Genomic DNA, 18,523 nt, shown 5'->3' with positions numbered 1-18,523 from the left:
CGTTTTTTGAAGGTGGTATAGGTTCACCTTCGGTCTGTTCGCATATATCTATTAAGTAACTGATGGGCAACACTTACAGGTTTTACTTAATGCCTCTGTAGAGTGGTTATTGCTGCTAAGTTACTACCCTATAGTTAGGGATATTATTATTTATATCTATCGCTTATTTTACCTTTGATATTCATGAAAATCAGTTATTCAAAAGAAAATTGCAAAATTATCAGGCAAAAAAGGTTCTGGAATAGATCTCCGATTTGCTTAAGTTCAGATCTTCTATTACTTTATATGGATTAAAACATTTGATAGTTGTAAAGTAGCCACGCCAAAAAGAGAAATTTCAAGCTAAGAATATTTCTAATAACAATTTTTCTAGTAACAAGTGCTTTTAATTTTATCTATGTTACCTTAATATTTAAGAAATTAATGGAGTTATTCGCTTAAACAGCGAAGAACCGAAATTCTTCCCACTCCATTAAAAGTTGCACGCAACCTGTGTACTCATCAACCTCTTCTCCGACTACTACAAATCCACACGCTTTGTAAAATTGCAGGGCACTCTCGTTTTTCTTGTATACTTTGAGGGAGAGCCTTCCTTTCTGGGTTTTTGCGTACTCAAGAAGAGCCATGCCAACTCCTTTACCCTGCATTTCCGGCGACACAAAAAGGGCGCAGACTTCTTCTCCAACAAGGGAAATGAATCCCGCAAGTTGCCCTTCTTCTTCAAAAACAAAGTTTTCGGCAAGTGGAAGGTACTTCTCCTTCATTGCGCTCTTTTGCAAAGCCCAAAACGAGGCTGGGATGAAGAAATGAGAAATGACGGAGGCTTCGTACCAGATCCTTACCATTTTTTCTAGATCGGTTTTATTGTAGCTTCTGATCAATTTATCAACTTTCCTTTGTATTTCTGATCAATTTATCAACTTTCCTTGTATTTCTGATCAATTTATCAACTACCCTTTATATTTCAGTTCAATTTTTGGTTTCCTCGTAATTTCCATCATTTATCAGTTTCTCTCCAATTAAAAATTATTTTACCAGATTTCCGTTTTTTAAGGCTTTTTTTACTTATGTAAAGTTAAAGGATAACTTCATAAATCGAGTACTGTAACCTGAAGGAGTCTAAATATCCAGCTTCGTGAAAACTGTATGTAAAATATTTGGGAAAACACAAGTTATATATATAGTGAAAATAGTCTAAAAAATGCCAGACCGAAAGAGCTTCGGCCTGAAAAAGGGCTTTCATGAAAAGAAGTCCGAATCAAAAATAAAAAATCGGAAAAATTTCTATCATTTCATTCCATTGACTCGATTTGGTGGATCAAGTCACTGGTATATTTTTCGGAAAACTCCACTTGCGGACTGAGCGGGACGATCTTTACCAGCTTCCCATATCTGGAGACGTACATATCAGGCCCATGTGAAGTTTTCACTTTTGTAAACGTGTATCCGTTCACAAAGGTCACTATTTTAACCTCCAGTAGTTATTATGTCAGGCATTCTATATTAAAATTTTTTTACCTAATAATCGTTATAGATTATAGCTTCTGCAACTGAATCTTTTCTCAACTTATCTCTATTTAGATATAATTACATACTTAATTAAAAAGAGTAGTTTTAACACATTATTTATATAAAGGTTATCTTTATAATCCGTTTTTCAGGACCCATATTTCTCTTTTAATTTTGTTTCAATTGAAGCTGGTTTGGTGGAGGAAACAGTGACTTTAATTATTGGTTTTAAGGTTGGCTCTTGAGAATCTTACCAATTCTGCCTAACAAGAATGTAGTTTTACATATTAAAAATTTTTAAAAGTAAATCTTTTTGAAACTGTCTCTTCTAAGAATATCTTTTAAAAATATAAATAATTGGCAAACAAAGTAAAAGCCAAAATTTATCGATATTTTTCAATTATTTTGACCAATTCATCTTCATCTCTGGCAAGGGCAACTATCGCCATTTCTACCATGAGATTAACAATTCCGTCAGAGAGAAACCTAAAATCGGTTCGAATTCCGATGATAGGCTTTTCCTTTGCATAAGCGTAGCCTATTTCCCAGGCTGTTCCTGAGTCTACATCCACGCCATCAAGGACCGCAACTACAATGTCCGAATCATCCACACCTTCCACACATTTATTAAAAATACATTCCTGATTTTGTTTTTCACGTTCATTCAACGTATCCTCTGCGTCTTCTTGGGGCAAAAAAACCGAAAACCCCTTCTTGAGCAGCAAATCCTTCAATTTGCGGTTATATTCGAGTTCAGCATGGCTGAAAAGGGGGCCTGCAAGATAGATTCTCTTCTTACTGTTCATGATTTTTTTCTTCCTGACACTTGAGAGGCTATGTATAACAAATTTTCTTATAGTAAGAGAGGCTCCAAAGATAAAATCATTTACCTGTCAACTTTCCGTTTCCGGTGATAAGTGCCTTAACAATTTTGATCTGGAATATACTTATATATTAAAAAATTTAAGTTTTACTGATTCAAAATTAAAAATATGAATTGCTTTCTATATAATTTATTAATAAAACTTATACAATTTAATTTCTGATTGAGTGTAGATAATTCCCGCTCTTATAAATGTGGATAGTTCCCGTTATAAGAATTTCTTAATGATTAGTCACCTAGCCAGACGTCCTGAGTCGGGAATAGTAAACAAGGGATATCTAGTTTCCTTTGTAATTCATTATAAAAAGATATCTAAGGATATTGATCATTACTATGATCTACTTTGAAAAATGTGTTTAAGAAAAAGGCATAGTTCTGCAGCTAGAACCAGCTTTTTGGGAACAATCTTTCGAGCGAGCCATTTGATGCCGATTAATCGCAGAAACAGATTTTACATTTAGTTTTTCCAATAGCAAATTTAATTATCTTGTATAAATATTACACAGGCAGTGACACTTATGATCAAGGCTGGAATAATAGGAGCTTCAGGATATACGGGAGGAGAACTCCTGCGCTTGCTTGTCAATCATCCCAATGTCAAGCTGGAGCTGGCAACTTCCCGAAGCCTTGCAGGGAAGCCCGTAACGAGCACGCATAGGCATCTTGAAGGTTTTATTGACCTCAAGTACGAAAATCCTGATTCTGAAGATATCAGGGAGCGCTGTGACGTAGTTTTTCTTGCAGTACCTCACGGATCTGCCATGAACTATGTACCTGAACTGCTTGACGGCAACACAAAGGTTGTTGACCTTAGCGCGGACTATAGGCTTGAAACTTCGAGATTTGAAAAAATCTATGGGATGAAGCACAGTGATCCGAGGAATGCCGTTTATGGGCTTGTAGAGCTCCACCCCGAAGTTGCAAAAGAGAATTTCGTAGCAAACCCTGGATGTTTTCCTACAGGTGCAACCCTTGCAGCAGCTCCTCTTGCAGCAGCAGAGCTTATCGATATTGCGGTTTTTGATTCCAAAACAGGAATCTCAGGAGCTGGCATCTCACCCTCTCAAAACTCACATTATCCAAACCTCGCGGAAAATATCATCCCATACAAACTTACAGCCCACAGGCACAGGGCTGAAATCGTTCAGGAGTTGACAAGGCTCGATGGAAATCTCAGGAACATTAATTTCACGCCTCATATAATTCCATCTATCAGGGGAATCTTTACAACTGCTCACCTTTTTACAAAGGAAGCTCTCTCCACGGACGACTTAAAGACAATTTACGAGGAATTTTACAGGGATAGGTCGTTTGTAAGGTTCCCTTCAGGAGTTCCTTCCTTAACCGCAGTCAGAGGTTCTAATTTCTGCGATATAAGTTTTGAAGCGGATAAGGAAAACAACAGGGTTGTTGTGCTCTCGGCAATTGATAACCTGGTCAAAGGCGCATCAGGACAGGCTATCCAGAATATGAACCTCATGTTCGGTCTGGACGAGACAAGTGGGCTCTGGCTGCCTGCTGCGGCTCCGTAAACTAACCAAAGCAAGAAAATATAACTGGTAATGGATAAAGTAAAGAATAGAATTTATCTCAAGGGGTAGTCAGATGAAGGTAAAAGATGTTATGAACTCGAACGTTGTTTCCTGCAAGCCTGATGATACAGTCCGGGAAGCAGCAAGAGTATTGAAGGAAAATAATATCAGTGGAGCACCTGTCCTTGAAGGTGAAGAGCTTGTAGGAATAGTAAGTGAAGGGGACCTACTGAAACTGCTGATACTCCCTGAAAAGGGGGAACTCTGGCTTCCAAGCCCCTTTGAGGTTATAGAGGTTCCTATAAGGGAACTCTTTGGCTGGGAGGAAACAAAGAAGATGCTTTCTGATGTGGGTTCCACAAAGATAGAAGAGATCATGACAAAGGATGTGCACACAATCTCTTCCGAGGCATCCGTAGAAGAAGCTTCCGAACATATGATAAGGCACAGGATCAATAGGCTTCCTGTAACTGAGGATGGCCGCGTAGTGGGGATTATTACGCGCGGCGATATCATTAAAGGTCTTGCAAAGCTCTGAGGGAAAAGGAGAGTTTTCATGAAGGAAATTGAAGGTGGAATCTGTGCAGTAAGGGGCGTGTCTGCAAACGGGATTAAAGTCGGAAAAATGGGACTGACTGTCATTCTTGCAGAAGGCCCTGCAGCAGGAGTCTTTACAAAAAATAAGGTGACCGCAGCTCCTGTTATTCTTAGTAAAGGAGTGATCGAAACCGAGCACCATCTTTCTGCCATAATTGCAAATAGCGGCAATGCTAACGCCTTTACAGGCGATGATGGCTTCCTGGATGCTATGGAAATGGCTACAATGCTTGCCCAAAAACTTGACCTTAAGCCTGACACGGTTGCAGTTGCTTCAACAGGAGTAATTGGCAGAAGGCTTGATGTCTCCTTAATCGGGGAACGCCTTCCTGAAGTCACTGCAGGCCTGGGCAGTTCTCCTGAGTGCAGCCGGGAAGCTGCAAAGGCAATCATGACCACGGATAGGGTCGTAAAAGAAGTAGCTATAGAGATGGACTGCGGGATCAGGATAGGTGCCATTGCCAAAGGTTCAGGGATGATCGAGCCCAACATGGGAACTATGCTCTGTTTTGCATACACCGATGCGAAAGTGCCTGCCGACGTCCTGGATGCTGCTCTTAGAATAGCAGTGGATAAAACTTTCAATATGGTCGTAGTTGACGGGGATACAAGCACTAACGACATGGTACTCCTTACCTCCACTTGCAAGTCTGGAGTCAAGCCCTGTATGGACTGCCTGGATGATTTTGAGGATGGGCTAATTTACGTCTTCACCAAGCTTGCAAAGATAATGGCAAAAGACGGGGAAGGCGCTACAAAACTTATTGAAGTCAGAGTAGTGGGCGCAAAAACCCATGAAGATGCTAAACTTGCTGCAAAGGCAATTGTACGCTCCCCTCTAGTTAAATCCGCAATTTTTGGAAAGGACCCCAACTGGGGAAGGGTTGTAGCCGCTGCAGGGTACTCAGGTGCAGAACTTGAACAAGAAAGGCTTTCCCTCTCTTTTTCAGGAGGAGGAGAAGAGGTTGAACTTGTAAAATCCGGCGAGATTTCTAGTTCTTCGGATCTCGAGCTTTTGAAAAAGATAATGGCAAATGAAGAAATTGTCATTACTCTTGATCTTAATATAGGAAAGGAGCAGGCAACAGCCTGGGGTTGCGACCTGACTTACGACTATGTCAAGATTAATGCCGAATATACGACTTAACACTGAGTACATAGCTTAATGCGGTATTGAATACAGACCTAATGCTATGACTTACTGTAATACATAACTGAAAAACGACATAATTGAAAAAACGGGTAGAAGGAACTAGTAATGTAAGCAAGATTAATTCAAAATATCAGCAAGATCACTTAAGGAAAAAATCCTGGTTTCCCTGAATTCCTGAAAATTAATTCAGGTTCAGGTCTATATTTTCAGGGGGTTTATTGAGTGGATATACAAGAATGGGAACAGCGCCACAAAGATGCTTTTTACAATTCCAAAAAGGCCCTTCCTTATCTGGAAGGTATGTTTGTAGCTTACAACAGTAATATAGACGCCATCAAACACCTTACAGATAAAGAACTATCTAGGCTTATAGGGCTTTTTAATGAGGCTGAGATTCAGGAAAGAATTGAGACATATCCAAGAGAAATTAAAGATCCTCTGGATTTCATGGCTCGCCTGATGATTTCCATGCGAGAGGGAAAAGCCGCTGAAATTCCTACCCATACCTCAGATATTCATGAATGGCTGAAAGAGCACCTGGGGTTTGATTATGCACGCATGGGCGGCCAGGCAGGAATAATTTCTAATCTTCTTGCTCGCCTAGGGATAAAAAAAGTGGTGGCGTATATTCCCTGGCTTTCCGAAGAACAGGCAGAGTATTTCGTGGATTATGACAATCTTCTACATCCTAAGGTAGAAGACGGAAAGGTCGTGCTTAAGCCCCCGCGAGAAGCCTTTAAACCCGGAACCGAGTCCAAAGTTAACTGGATCTTTGAGTATTCCAAAGGCCTGGAAATAAACTGCGGTGGAAGCAACTTCCAGGTGCCAAGAGATAACCGCCTTATAATCTCCTCCCGCCCGAAATGGATACGCTTGGATATGGACAGGGAAATCTATGAGCATCTGGACTCAATTTTTCCGATTGATGGAGCAATGCTTTCAGGTTACCAGATGATAAAAGAGCAGTACGAGGATGGGTCTACTTATAAGGACTATGTTTCTCATTCCGTGAAAGCTATTGAGAAACTCAAGGCTTTAAATCCTGAACTCCGCATCCATGTAGAGCTAACATCAATTCAGAACCGAGTAATAAGAAAAGCTATCCTGACAGAAATTGTTGCCAAACGTGTTCATTCCCTTGGCCTTGATACTGTGGAAGTGGCAAATGCTCTCAACGTCCTGGGGCATGAAGAACTCTCTTATTCCGTGATAAGAAAAGAAGAAACCGGGATAACTTCACTTTACCAGGGAGCTGTCCAGCTTTTAAAGGATCTATCTCTTGAAAGAGTCCACGTGCATTCTCTTGGTTTTTACATATGTATCCTTGCCAAAGGCCATCCTCTTACGCTTAAAGAACACAGGGATGCCCTGCTCTTTTCTTCAACCCTGGCCGGAGCCAAAGCCCTTAAAGGAAAAATTGAGAACCTTGAGGACGCAGAAGCAGGGCTGGAAGTTCCGGTTTCAAGTAAAGGCCTTGAAGATCTTGAGAACTTCAAGCTTTACTGTGTAGGGAAGAAACTCTGTACTTCTGAAGAGTTCGAGTACGGATATCTCTACGGGCCTGACCATGATGCGGTTTTAATCCCTTCCAAGGTGGTAGACAAGCCCAAAGCAACTGTCGGGATAGGCGATGCAATCTCGGCAGGAGCTTTTGCAGCCATGCTTGCAAGAATAAAGCAGAGGCAGGCGGGAAAATAAATTTTATTTCATTTAATCTGAAGCCTCCCATCGCCCCCTATTTCATGGATACAGGAACTGGTTAGATGAACATACTTTGCGGATATAATGTCAATATCGATTCGGTATACCGGATGAGCGGGGCCGAAGTTTCTGAACTGCTGGATTCTTTCGAAGCGGCTGAAATTCTTGATAAAATCGAGAACCCACCCGGAGAAATCTTTTTGGAATCGGATTTTGTGGCAGGGCTTGCTTATTGTATGAAAAACGGGTGCGGAGCCGAGTGGCTTGTTTTTGAGCAGTCAGTTTTTGAGTTCCTTAAAAACCGCTATTTTGGAAAATCCCTCGTAAGAATGGGTGGAAATGCCGGAATAATGGCAAATGCTCTTTCCCAGCTAGGCGCTTCCAGAGTAATTCCGAACGTTGCAGTACCTTCAAAAACTCAGCTCTCTCTTTTCTCAAAAAAAGCGATATATTTTCCGGAAGCCTCCTCACAGATAACGGAAAACGCAAGGGAAGAGCTTGATGAAAATAAAGGTGCTTTTTCCAGCAGCCAGGAACCTATACATTTCGTATTTGATTTTTCCGAGGGGGAAACATTTTCCCTGTACGGGACAGAGGTAAGGGTTCCGAGGGAAAACCGCTTTATAGCGACCTGTGACAATTTAAATCTTAGGCTCTTTGTCAATCCTGCGTTTGAGAAGTATGCCCTCCAACATGCCTGCGAGATCGATGGCGTACTTATATCGGGTTTTCATCTCCTGCTTGAGAACTATCCCAACGGCCTCACTTATAATACGATTCTTGATAATATTCTCTCCCAGCTAAAAAGCTGGAAAACCAGAAACAATAAGCTTCAGATTCATCTGGAATTCGGGCATTTTGCAAGTAAAGAAATTGCGAATTCGGTCTTTGTGGAGTTTGCAAAATTTTCCGATAGCCTTGGGATGAACGAGGACGAGCTTGCAATGTTTTATAATCTACATGGAGTTCCGAGGGAAGGACTTCTGCATATGAAGGCTGATGCTATATCCAATGCAGCTTTCAGGCTGGCATCAAGGCGCGGGCTCAAGAAGCTCCTGATTCACACCAGGGAATTTGTACTGGCTGTCTTTAAAACTGATTTTAAATTTGATCCTAAACCGAATCCTGAACCAGAAACTGGACCTCAACCAGAAACTGAACTAGAAACTGAATCCGAAGTGCAGAGGACAGTTGGAGAAAAGCTTGAAGCCCTTGAGTTCGGAGTCCGGTGTGCAGGCGTGTATGCAGCTTCAGGCAGGCTTGAAGGGCGGAAATTCGTGAAAGAAGAGTCTTCGAAGCTTCAGGAAAGCCCATTTGGAAGGAAACAAGTTGAAGTTTTCCTTAAAGCTTTTAATGGGAAAACTTTCGGGCATGGGGCTTATACTTTCATGGAAGGCTATATCATCTGCATGCTGCCCACACTGCTTTCCGGGTCTCCTGTAACCACAGTCGGGCTGGGAGATACGTTAACTGCAGGGACTTTCCTAAGGGGGCTTGAGCTAGATGTACAGGCTTAAACCGGAACTTTTTGACCTTAATTATACGCTTGACTGCGGGCAGGTTTTTCGCTGGGGGCGGGAAGGAGACTGGTGGACAGGCGTTGTTGGGAACCAGGTTATACGGCTTTTGCAGGATAATGAACAACTAATTGTTGATTCAAAACTTCCGCCTAGTTTTCTTTCTCGTTATTTCCGTTTTGACGACAACCTGCCTTCAATCTATGAAAGCATAAACCGGGACTTATTGATCGACAGGTCAATCCGAAAATACCGCGGCCTGCGGCTGATCCGACAGGACCCCTGGGAGTGCCTTATTTCTTATATGCTCGCAACAGCCTCAAGCATTCCTACAATCCAGAAACGAATCTACCTGCTCAGCCAATTTTTTGGGCAGGAGCTCGAACCAGGTTATTTCAGTTTTCCTGACCCTGAAGCCCTTGCAAACGCGGATCCAGCCGTGCTTGACAAATGCAAGCTGGGCTTCAGGACCCAGAACATAAAAGCCGCAGCCGAGGAAGTTGCTTCTGGCGAGCTGGATCTTGACGTACTTTTCCGCCTGGAATACAGGTATGCGCGGGAACGCCTTATGAGGCTTCGCGGCATAGGGGAAAAAGTTGCCGACTGCGTGCTTCTTTTCGCTTTCGAGAAAATGGAAGCTTTTCCCGTAGATACCCATATCAGGCAGATCATCCAGCATTACCACATAGATGACAGTTACTTTGAAACCTGCAAAAATATGAGCTGTATGGGAGACTGGGGACGGGAATATTTCGGAAAGTACTGCGGGTATGCTCAGGAGTATCTGTATTATCAGAAAAGGATGGAAGGGTTTGTAAGTCTTTATTGAGTTGTATTTTAGTGACGGGTTTTAGGATTTAATGTAGAATTAGAAGGATAGAGTTTAGGTCAGCTTATCAAGAATACTCCACATTTTTTTCTGGATTAAGTAGTCCCTGACTTTATTAGCTAAGCCCACAGGCATCTTGGATAATTTGTCTATTTTTTTCCCAACTATCTTTTGAAGATCCTCCTTTATCTCAGGATAAGAAATGTCCTGTAAAGGTATGCTCATAGTGTATTCAATTCCACCCCATTGAGTAATGGGGCCAATATGTATTATGAGTTCTTCACTAATTCCAGGTTTAAGGGAGATTGTTATTTCTTCAAGTTTGTCGCTTATCTGATCAACTTTTTCTCCAATCTCTTGTAATTTTTGTTCCAATGAAGAATTGATAATAAGTGTGATTATGGAATTTAACATGCCACACTGCTTTGCAACATCTTTTTGCTCAGGAATTTGTTTAATTCTGTCGAGAAGAAAATTACTTTGAGGATTATGTGGAGTATTAGCTTCTAAAGTGAAAACCAGGTTTTCGAGATTAAAAGCCATTTCTTCCTGACTGCCGATTTCCCATCTTTGGATTTCTCTATTAATAGTGCATGCAATTTCTTCTGTAGCAGTCCCTTTCGATTCCTTGCACGCGACCTTTGCTTTCTTTTGAATTTCTTCGAGAAGCTCTTTTAGGTTTCTATCAAGGATAGGCAGTCCTTTCCTCATAGCTATTGTCGCAAAAGGTGCTGTTTCTTCGGTTTTTCTCATCAGTTCTGCTGCACGATCACAGTATTTTCTATAAAAGTTAAGCTCATCTTTTTTTGTCTCTAAATCCAGATTTTCTAGATTCTGGACTTCTTGTAATGCGTTTGCAAGATTTATGACAGCTCCTAAAAGCTTTTCTTTGCTCTTAGAATCTTCAATCGCAGCTTTGGCTTCTACCAGATATTTGTCTATCTCTCCTTTTGCTTCTTGACTTTTGAAAATTATTAAATGGAATGAGCGATAAAAAGGAAGACAAAACTGAGCTGGATTATACCCTCTTGATTCCTGTGCTGCTTTTTCAAAAAAAGCAATTGCTGTTTCCAATTCCTTTTTATACTCTTCTTCTTTCTCTGACTGGGAAGCCTTGAATATGGAAACTTTTCCAAGAGAGTGATTTGCATAGGCTCTCACATCACTGTCTTCATCAGTGATCAATTTATGTAAGTCATTCCGTGCCTGTTTTTTATCTGGCACGTCAGAAAATACTGAACCGAGAGCAAAGGTAGCCTCAATCCTCACATCACTGTCTTCATCATTGGTAAGTCGATGTAAGTCATTCCATGCATGTTGTTTATCTAGCACGTCAGAAAATACATCACCAAGAGCAAAGGTAGCTTCAGACCTAACATCACGGTCTTCATCACGGGTCAATTTAATTAAGTCATTCCATGCTTGTTGCTTATCTGGTAGTAACGAAAAAATAGAACCAATAGTAGAGGAGACCCTATGCTTCACATCACGATGTTGATCACCGGTCAATTTATGTAAGTCTTCCCAAGCCTGTTCTTGGTCTGGTATATAGGAAAATGCAGCGCCAATAGCAGAGGCGGCTCCACGTCTCACCAAATTTTCGTTATCATTGATCAATTTATGTAAGTCATTCCACGCCTGTTTTTTATCTGGTAGTAATGAAAAAATAGAACCAAGAGCAGAGGCAGCCCTAAACTTCACATTACAGTCTTCATCATTGGTTAGTTTCTGTAAGTCATTCCACGCCTGTTTTTTATCTGGCACATAAGAATATACAAAACCAAGAGCAGAGGCAGCTTCAGACCTAACCCCACTGTCTTGATCATTGGCCAATCTATGTAAGTCATTCCATGCCTGTTGTTTATCTAGCACGTGGGGAAACGCAGAACCAAGAACAGAGGCAGCTTTACCCCTCACCCACCTGTCTTCATCATTGGTTAGTTTCTGTAAGTCATTCCACGCCTGTTTTTTATCTGGCACATCAAAAAATACAGAACGAAGAATAGAGACGGCCCTAGACTTCACATCACTGTTTTCATCATTGGTCAATTTAATTAAGTCGTTCCATGCCTGTTGTTTCTCTGGCACGTCAAAAAATACAGAACCAAGAGCAAAGATGGCATTAGACTTCACATTACGGTCTTCATCATTGGTTAGTTTATGTAAGTCATTCCAAGCTTGTTGTTTATCTGGCACATCAGAGAATACAGAACGAAGAGCAGAGGCGGCTTTACGCCTAACAGAATAATCTCCATCATTGGTCAATTTATGTAAGTCATTCCACGCCTGTTTTTTATCTGGCACGTAAGAAAATGCAGAACCAATAGCAAAGGTAGCCTCAATCCTCACATCACTGTCTTCATCGCTGGTCAATTTAATTAAGTCATTCCACGCCTGCTGTTTATCTGGAACATCAGAAAATACATCACCAAGGGCAAAGAAGACATTAGACTTCACTGAACTGTCTACATCAATGGTCAATTTAATTAAATCATTCCATGCCTGTTGTTTATTCGGCATGTCAAAAAATACATAACCAAGAGCAGAGACGGCCTTATACTTCACATTACGGTCTTCATCATTGGTTAGTTTCTGTAAGTCATCCCACGCCTGTTTTTTATCTGGCACATAAGAAAATACATCATAGAGGGCAGAGGCAGCCTCAATTCTCACATCACGGTCTTCATCACTGGTCAATTTAATTAAGTCATTCCATGCCTGTTGTTTATTTGGTACATCAGAAAATACAGAACCAATAGCAGAGGTAGCTTTACCCCTCACCCACCTGTCTTCATCAGTGGTTAGTTTATGTAAATCACTCCATGCCTGTTGTTTATCTAGCACGTCAGAAAATATAAAACCAATAGCAGAGGTAGCTTTACCCCTTACCCACATGTCTTCATCGTTGGTCAGTTTATGTAAGTCATTCCACGCCTGTTTTTTATCTGGCACATCAAAAAACACAGAACGAATAGTAGAGGCAGCCTGATATCTCACGTTCCAATTTTTATCATTAGCTAATTTATGCAAGTCATTCCACGCCTGTTTTTTATCTGGCACATCAAAAAACACAGAACTAAGAGCAGAGACAGCCTCAGACCTCACACCCCTATCTTCATCATTGGTAAGTCGATGTAAGTCATTCCATGCCTGTTGTTTATCTAGCACGTGGGGAAACGCAGAACCAAGAACAGAGGCAGCTTTACCCCTCACCCACCTGTCTTCATCATTGGTCAATTTAATTAAGTCATTCCACGCCTGTTGTTTATCTGGCACGTCAAAAAATACATAACCAATAACAGAAGCAGCCTCAATCCTCACATCACTGTTTTCATCATTTGTCAGTCTACGTAAGTCGTCCCAAACTAGCTGTTTATATGGCACTTGAAAAAAGGCAGAACAAAGAGCAAGGGCAGCTTTAACCCTCACGTCAAAATCTTCATCACTTGTCAATTTATGTAAGTCATTCCATGCCTGTTCTTGATCTGGCACATCAGAAAATACAGAACCAATAGCAGAGGCAGCCTCAGACCTCACAGAACTGTCTTGATCATTAGTTAGTCTATGTAAGTCATTCCATGCCTGCAGTTTATCTGGCAAGTAAGAAAACGCAGAACGAAGAGCACAGGCGGCACTATACCTCACATAACTGTATTTATCTTTGGTCAATTTATGTAAGTCATCCCACGCCTGTTTTTTATCTAGTACATCAGAAAATACAGAACCAGTAGCAGAGGCAGCCTCAATCCTCACATCACTGTCTTCATCGCTGGTCAGTCTACGTAAATCATTCCATGCCTGTTGTTTATCAGGCAGTGATGGGAAATTATCTCTTAATTTATTCAATGCCTCAATACGTTCTTTCGGATCTTCGCTAAGACATTGATTGTGAATATCTTCTTGATCTCTCAACTGCCTAACACCATAAATTCCTATACAAGCCAACGCTTAAAATAGTTTCTTTTTAGTTTTGGAACTAACGATTAATATCCGCTAAAAAAGAATTTTTGCGGAAAAGTTCCGTTTTGTTTAATCAACTGACTAATTAAATCCACCTTTTTTCCCATAGCAAAATGTTTACATCCATTTCCTCAAAAAAACCCTGAAATCGGGATCTTTTAATCTGCAAATCCCTGCGTCCTTAATAATCTCAAATCCCTCATTCACGCTCTGATGCACCTGTTTCCCAAGGGAGCAGTTAATAAGCCGGTCTTCGAGAAGCCCTTTTGCTATTGGGTATTTGCGCTGGATCTCAAATACATATTTTCCGTTTTCGATATAGCCTCCGAAAACGCCGTCTGCCGCCTGATATTTTTCCTTGAACTTCTCGGCGTGTACTTTTACCCAGACCGGAGGGCCGACGTGCTTTTTCACGTTGGGGAGGGTGCCTGAGATAAGTTCCAGCAGAACTACGGTTTCGGTTTTGCCTGACCAGACGCCGGTTTTTATCACTGTAAAATCATATTCTTTCAGAAGGGCAGCTACTGCCTGTTCCATTTTATAAAGTTGCGGGTAGAGTACGTCCTCTACCACATCTGGAGTTTTGAAGACGATTGCAAGCTGGGTGCTTTTTCGGCTTTCAAGCCTTTCCAGGATTTCACTGTCTTCTAGGGGCAGGAGAGGGGCTGGGAAGAAGAATCTAAGCTCTGGACTTTTCAGAAATTCCCGGCAGTGGTCTATGAACATGCAGAATTTGTCAAGTGAAAGGGCTGCTGCCACGTTCCGCTTGGGGTCGGTAGGATCGACCACTACGAGAGGTTCTTCGTGCTCGATTTCCGAGTGATGCATTATATCAATTTTCTCGCCTGGCTTCCAGGAACAGGCAGCGCAGATGGTATTTTCAAAAGAACCGTAGTGAATCACCAGAAGTTCGGTCAGGTAGCCTGAAAAGCCCTGGGTTTTCAGTTCCGAGCCATAGACACCGCCCCCCCTCATAAACTGCTTCAAAAGCAGAACTTCATCTTCGTGCCCTTTTATGCGGGGTTTGACAAAATCGTTATGAAAAGGTGTCCTGTCAACTGCAGACTTGATCTGGGAAGCCGAGGCGACCCTAAAGCAGGGGACAAGATCAACATCAAAGCCTTTGTATATAATATTCAGGTAAGGGTGTTCGGCATGGCGATCTTCGGCATGCTCGGCGTGTTTTGCCACTTCTCTTGCAATTGCCATGCCCAGGGTTTCAAGTTCCTTCCTGGGGGTTTCTTCAGGAAAGCTTATAAAAACATCAATATCGTGAGTGCCTGAAAGCCAGGTGCCTCTAGCAGCGGAACCTACCATTTTTACGAGAACATCAGGAATGCCGAGCTTTTCTGCTGCTGCTTTAACCTGTGAGGTTAGTTCTTCCTGGATTGCAAGGAGTTTTTCTCTTTCATTTTCAGTGGGTTTTATTCTCTTAAGCACTGTAAGCTTTAATTCTTCGGGAATACCTGTATACGTTTCCATGAAGGTGACGGCTCCATATTTTTGCTCGGCAGAGTGAATTTTTATGAATCTTATTATCGTTTCTGCTTATAAATGTCAGAAATCGTCTCTTCAAACTTATAATTTGTGGATATCACATTAACTCTCAAGGAAAAGGGAGTTTTCGGATTTGTTTTCAAAACTTTATATTAAACCTGAACATAAGCCGCTTCTGAATGAATATGGTTCTAAATAAAAACTGGCTGCGATATAGATATTTCTAAATTACTGGACTTTCATCTGACAGAGTATGCTATGCATTTATTCTGGCATTAAAAAGATGGTTGAAAACAGCTTTACGTTTCAAAGTCTGAAATTCCTTCCTTTCCAATATTTAATTTTCTTAATCCTTAGTTTCTTAAAAATATTTTATCTTATGCCCAAAAATTTTTTATTTGATGCATGAGATAATAGAAAACATATATAGTTGAATACCTTTGATATAACTCATGTAAGCGGGGGTATCCTGTTCAGGGTGTATTCCGGATGTTCAGGAAACTGTTTTTCCTATTTTTCCTTTCGGATTCCTGAAAGTTATGCTCCCGGTTAATAAAGTACAGAGGAGGCTTAATTTGGGGATTAAGAGCAATATAAAGATTTTATGTTTATTTCTGGCACTCGGGTTGCTGTGCATAAATGCGGCTGCACAGGCTTCAGATTCGACAGGTAATCGCATCTGGGATGAAAATGCAAATGAGAGCCTTACCTACACATGGACGCCTCAGACCTATTCGGGCTTTTATTATGATCTAGATACCGGAGAGGGTTCTGAGAATCTAACAGTCCAGCTCACTAAGGGCAGCCGGACAATTGGAGAGAAAAACCTGCAGTACGAAACAGTTCCCATACAGACCGATTTTGAGTATGGAAATTGGGGCTCTTATGAGGTCATAGGGTTTATGGCCGAGCGCTACTTTTCAGGGTACACCACAAACTCAAGCTTTGCAAAAGATGAGATTAGTGTTATCTCTGACGGGCAACTTTCAAAAGTCCTGATAGATACCGATGATAGGAAGTCCCTGTATACAGGTTCTTCTCTAGTTCTTGAAGAAGGGTATTCTCTGAATATGGTTGAGGTTGATATTAACGGAAATACTGTCAGGGTACAGCTTGAAAAGGACGGCAAGATAATCGACGAAGCTTTCCTGTCCTCCGATAGCAACTATGTATATACAGCCGATCTCGGGGATACCAAAGATGTGCCTATAATTGCAGTCCATTTTGCTCAGATCTTCAGCGGCAGAGAAACTAATGCGGTTTTCGTGGAAGGAATTTTCCAGATCTCGGACCAATACTTACAGATCCAGAATGGAGATGAGTTCGGGGAAATGGAAGTCAGTTCCACCTCAAGTTCAGGCGTAAAAATGAGAAACAGCGACTCGATCTCGCTTAGCAAGGGCGACACTATTGATATCATGGGTAAACTGAGTTTTGTTGTGGCTGATGCCGACAATCTTCGTTTTGCCCCGATAGTTGAAACCTCCGAGCCAGGAACTTATGATTTAAGGGGAACCGTACACGATGATAAGTTTGATACTATGGTCTGGACGCCTTTTAACTTTGAAGGTTTCTACTATAATATTGACGAAAATGTCTCCACTGAAAGCCTTGTCATTGAAAAGCTCGATGGCAGGACAATTGGGGATGAAAACCTGGTCTATTCCACAAAGCCTGCAAATGTTGAATTTGAACATGAGGGCTGGGGAAGTTATGAGGTTGTCGGCTTCATGGCAGAGAAGTACTTTGCAGGATATCCTGAAAACACTCTTGGAAAGTCAAAGGGTGTAAGTGTACTTTCAGACAATGTCCTTTCAAAAGTTCTTATTGACGATAATGACAAAAAATCTCTGTTTACCGGCTCCTCTTTGGCTCTGGAAAATGGCTATTCCCTTAAGGCAGCCGAGGTCGATGTTAATGGAAAAAGCGTACTCCTCGAGCTTTATAGGGATGGACAGCTCCTTGACTCGGGAATAGTTCCCCAGAACGGGGACTATGTTTACGAAGCCGATATAGGTGGGGCTGAAGATGTCCCGATGATCGCAGTCCATGTAAGTACGGTCTTCCGTTCCACCGAAACAGATGCCGTATTTGTAGAGGGAGTCTTCCAGATCTCGGATGATTACCTGGAAATTTCGGAAGGAGATTCTTTCAGGGAAATGAAAATAAGTTCAATTTCCGACTCAGGCATCACAATGAAAAACAAGGACTCAATCTCCCTTTCAAAGGGTGATGTCATTGACCTGATGGGCAATGTCAAGTTCAGAGTTGCCGATTCTTCAATCCTGCGCTTTTATCCCTTTGTCGAAGTCAAGACCGAGGCAGGAGAGCAGCTGGATATCGAAATGCCTGATGCGCTTGTAGTCGGAAAGCCAATCAAAATCCTGGTAACGGCGAGAAATGTTTCAGTCGGCGGGGTTGAACTCTCTATTGGAAACGAAAGCATAGGCACTACCGGAGACGGCGGGAATCTCACTTTTACTCCAAGTAGGGAAGGTAGATTCACTGTAACTGCGAGCCGGGAAGGTTATGTTCCCGGAACTAAGGATATAGACGTTCTCGCACAGGGCGTCCTGAAACTTTTGGTTTCAGTTTCTCCCGAAACTGTCCGGGAAGGAGACCAGATTAGCATAAAGGTCACGGACTCTGTAGAAAACAAGCCTGTTGCCGGAGCAGATGTCTTTTTCGGCGGACAAAAAATTGACGCACAGACAGACGCAAACGGTATCACATCTTACTGGGTTACTGCGCCGGGTACGTATGTGGTAAATTCTACAAAGGCCGGTTATGAAGAAGGAGAAACCCAGATTGAGGTGACTGAGAAAGTCGCACAGTTCACATTTTCAAACCTCACGATACAGCCTGCTTCAGTTGAAGCTGGAAATGCGGTAAACATCAGGGTAGATGCCATGAACAACGGGAGCGTTACAGGAGAATCCACAGTGGAATTGCTGGTTAATAACAAATCAGTTGATTCCGAGAACATAACTCTCAGTCCGGGTGAGAGCAAAGCACTCGAATTCTCGCACACTGAAAACGAGCCAGGGACATATACCGTTGAAGTAGGAGGCCTGAGCGAAAGTTATGAGGTGACAAAAAAAGCTCCTTTCTTCAGTGGGATGGCTACACTTGGAATACTCGCCACAGCCTTTGTTATCCTGCGGAAGAGAAGAAACTAATTAACGCGTCTGGCTTGTATTAAAGCTGTATGGGTTTTATTCTAAAAGTGAATATGGCTTTAATATAGTTTTAATGCCTGCGCTTCGGCAGAAGCTGGGAATAAGATTCAGGATTTCCGGCCTTCTGCTTTTTATTTTCACTTCTTTTCTCGATTTTTGTTCTAGT

12 protein-coding genes are annotated in these 18,523 nt (G+C 41.7%); 7 read left to right on the top strand and 5 right to left on the bottom strand.

Annotated elements, in window-relative coordinates:
- Positions 1 to 437: 437 nt before the first annotated feature.
- The 3 genes from BP549_RS12840 to BP549_RS12830 form a co-directional block, all read right to left on the bottom strand.
- Positions 438 to 881 (bottom strand): N-acetyltransferase, encoded by a 444-nt coding sequence (locus tag BP549_RS12840; RefSeq protein WP_292375244.1) that lies wholly within the window; start codon positions 879 to 881, stop codon positions 438 to 440.
- Positions 882 to 1,292: 411 nt separating this feature from the next.
- Positions 1,293 to 1,463 (bottom strand): hypothetical protein, encoded by a 171-nt coding sequence (locus BP549_RS12835; RefSeq protein WP_292375241.1) that lies wholly within the window; start codon positions 1,461 to 1,463, stop codon positions 1,293 to 1,295.
- A gap of 429 nt (positions 1,464 to 1,892) precedes the next feature.
- On the bottom strand, positions 1,893 to 2,315 hold the full coding sequence (locus BP549_RS12830; protein WP_292381196.1) for a nucleoside 2-deoxyribosyltransferase: 423 nt from the start codon (positions 2,313 to 2,315) through the stop codon (positions 1,893 to 1,895).
- Between the two features lie 595 nt (positions 2,316 to 2,910).
- On the opposite strand from BP549_RS12830, the gene argC reads away from it, so the two are divergent.
- The 6 genes from argC to BP549_RS12800 all read left to right on the top strand — a co-directional run bounded on the left by argC (position 2,911) and on the right by BP549_RS12800 (position 9,721).
- A complete protein-coding gene (gene argC, locus BP549_RS12825) occupies positions 2,911 to 3,924 on the top strand; it encodes an N-acetyl-gamma-glutamyl-phosphate reductase (protein ID WP_292381250.1) in 1,014 nt (337 codons plus the stop codon).
- A 73-nt stretch (positions 3,925 to 3,997) separates the two neighbouring features.
- Positions 3,998 to 4,462 (top strand): CBS domain-containing protein, encoded by a 465-nt coding sequence (locus BP549_RS12820; protein WP_292381194.1) that lies wholly within the window; start codon positions 3,998 to 4,000, stop codon positions 4,460 to 4,462.
- Positions 4,463 to 4,480: 18 nt separating this feature from the next.
- The gene (argJ, locus tag BP549_RS12815) at positions 4,481 to 5,668 is read left to right on the top strand and encodes a bifunctional ornithine acetyltransferase/N-acetylglutamate synthase (protein ID WP_292375234.1); all 1,188 of its coding nucleotides are present in this window, start codon (positions 4,481 to 4,483) and stop codon (positions 5,666 to 5,668) included.
- A 228-nt stretch (positions 5,669 to 5,896) separates the two neighbouring features.
- Complete coding sequence (gene pfkC, locus BP549_RS12810; protein WP_292381192.1) at positions 5,897 to 7,372, top strand: ADP-specific phosphofructokinase; 1,476 nt, start codon at positions 5,897 to 5,899, stop codon at positions 7,370 to 7,372.
- A gap of 65 nt (positions 7,373 to 7,437) precedes the next feature.
- Positions 7,438 to 8,892, top strand: coding sequence for an ADP-dependent glucokinase/phosphofructokinase (locus BP549_RS12805; RefSeq protein WP_292381189.1), 1,455 nt, complete (start codon positions 7,438 to 7,440; stop codon positions 8,890 to 8,892).
- Positions 8,879 to 9,721, top strand: coding sequence for a DNA-3-methyladenine glycosylase family protein (locus tag BP549_RS12800; protein WP_292381187.1), 843 nt, complete (start codon positions 8,879 to 8,881; stop codon positions 9,719 to 9,721). Before BP549_RS12805 ends, BP549_RS12800 begins: the two co-directional genes overlap by 14 nt.
- A gap of 54 nt (positions 9,722 to 9,775) precedes the next feature.
- Here the strand turns inward: BP549_RS12800 and BP549_RS12795 are convergent, their stop codons facing one another.
- The gene (locus BP549_RS12795; RefSeq protein WP_292381185.1) at positions 9,776 to 13,633 is read right to left on the bottom strand and encodes a HEAT repeat domain-containing protein; all 3,858 of its coding nucleotides are present in this window, start codon (positions 13,631 to 13,633) and stop codon (positions 9,776 to 9,778) included.
- A 165-nt stretch (positions 13,634 to 13,798) separates the two neighbouring features.
- Positions 13,799 to 15,163, bottom strand: a complete 1,365-nt coding sequence (cca, locus tag BP549_RS12790) for a CCA tRNA nucleotidyltransferase (protein WP_292381184.1) — start codon at positions 15,161 to 15,163, stop codon at positions 13,799 to 13,801.
- Between the two features lie 590 nt (positions 15,164 to 15,753).
- Between cca and BP549_RS12785 the strand changes: the two genes are divergently transcribed.
- Positions 15,754 to 18,357, top strand: a complete 2,604-nt coding sequence (locus BP549_RS12785; RefSeq protein ID WP_292381182.1) for an S-layer protein domain-containing protein — start codon at positions 15,754 to 15,756, stop codon at positions 18,355 to 18,357.
- The last annotated feature ends 166 nt before the right edge of the window (positions 18,358 to 18,523 follow it).

Origin of the sequence: Methanosarcina sp. UBA289, assembly GCA_002496565.1 — an archaeon.
Classification (GTDB): Archaea; Halobacteriota; Methanosarcinia; order Methanosarcinales; family Methanosarcinaceae; genus Methanosarcina.
The sequence above is the reverse complement of the archived record's forward strand: the minus strand, read 5'-3'. Positions and strand labels throughout refer to the sequence as shown.

Coding starts and splice junctions, on each gene's coding strand:
- argC (WP_292381250.1), top strand. CDS start 2,911: ATGATCAAGGCTGGAATAATAGGAGCTTCAGGATATACGGGAGGAGAA.
- BP549_RS12830 (WP_292381196.1), bottom strand. CDS start 2,315: ATGAACAGTAAGAAGAGAATCTATCTTGCAGGCCCCCTTTTCAGCCAT.
- BP549_RS12805 (WP_292381189.1), top strand. CDS start 7,438: ATGAACATACTTTGCGGATATAATGTCAATATCGATTCGGTATACCGG.
- BP549_RS12820 (WP_292381194.1), top strand. CDS start 3,998: ATGAAGGTAAAAGATGTTATGAACTCGAACGTTGTTTCCTGCAAGCCT.
- BP549_RS12800 (WP_292381187.1), top strand. CDS start 8,879: ATGTACAGGCTTAAACCGGAACTTTTTGACCTTAATTATACGCTTGAC.
- cca (WP_292381184.1), bottom strand. CDS start 15,163: ATGGAAACGTATACAGGTATTCCCGAAGAATTAAAGCTTACAGTGCTT.
- argJ (WP_292375234.1), top strand. CDS start 4,481: ATGAAGGAAATTGAAGGTGGAATCTGTGCAGTAAGGGGCGTGTCTGCA.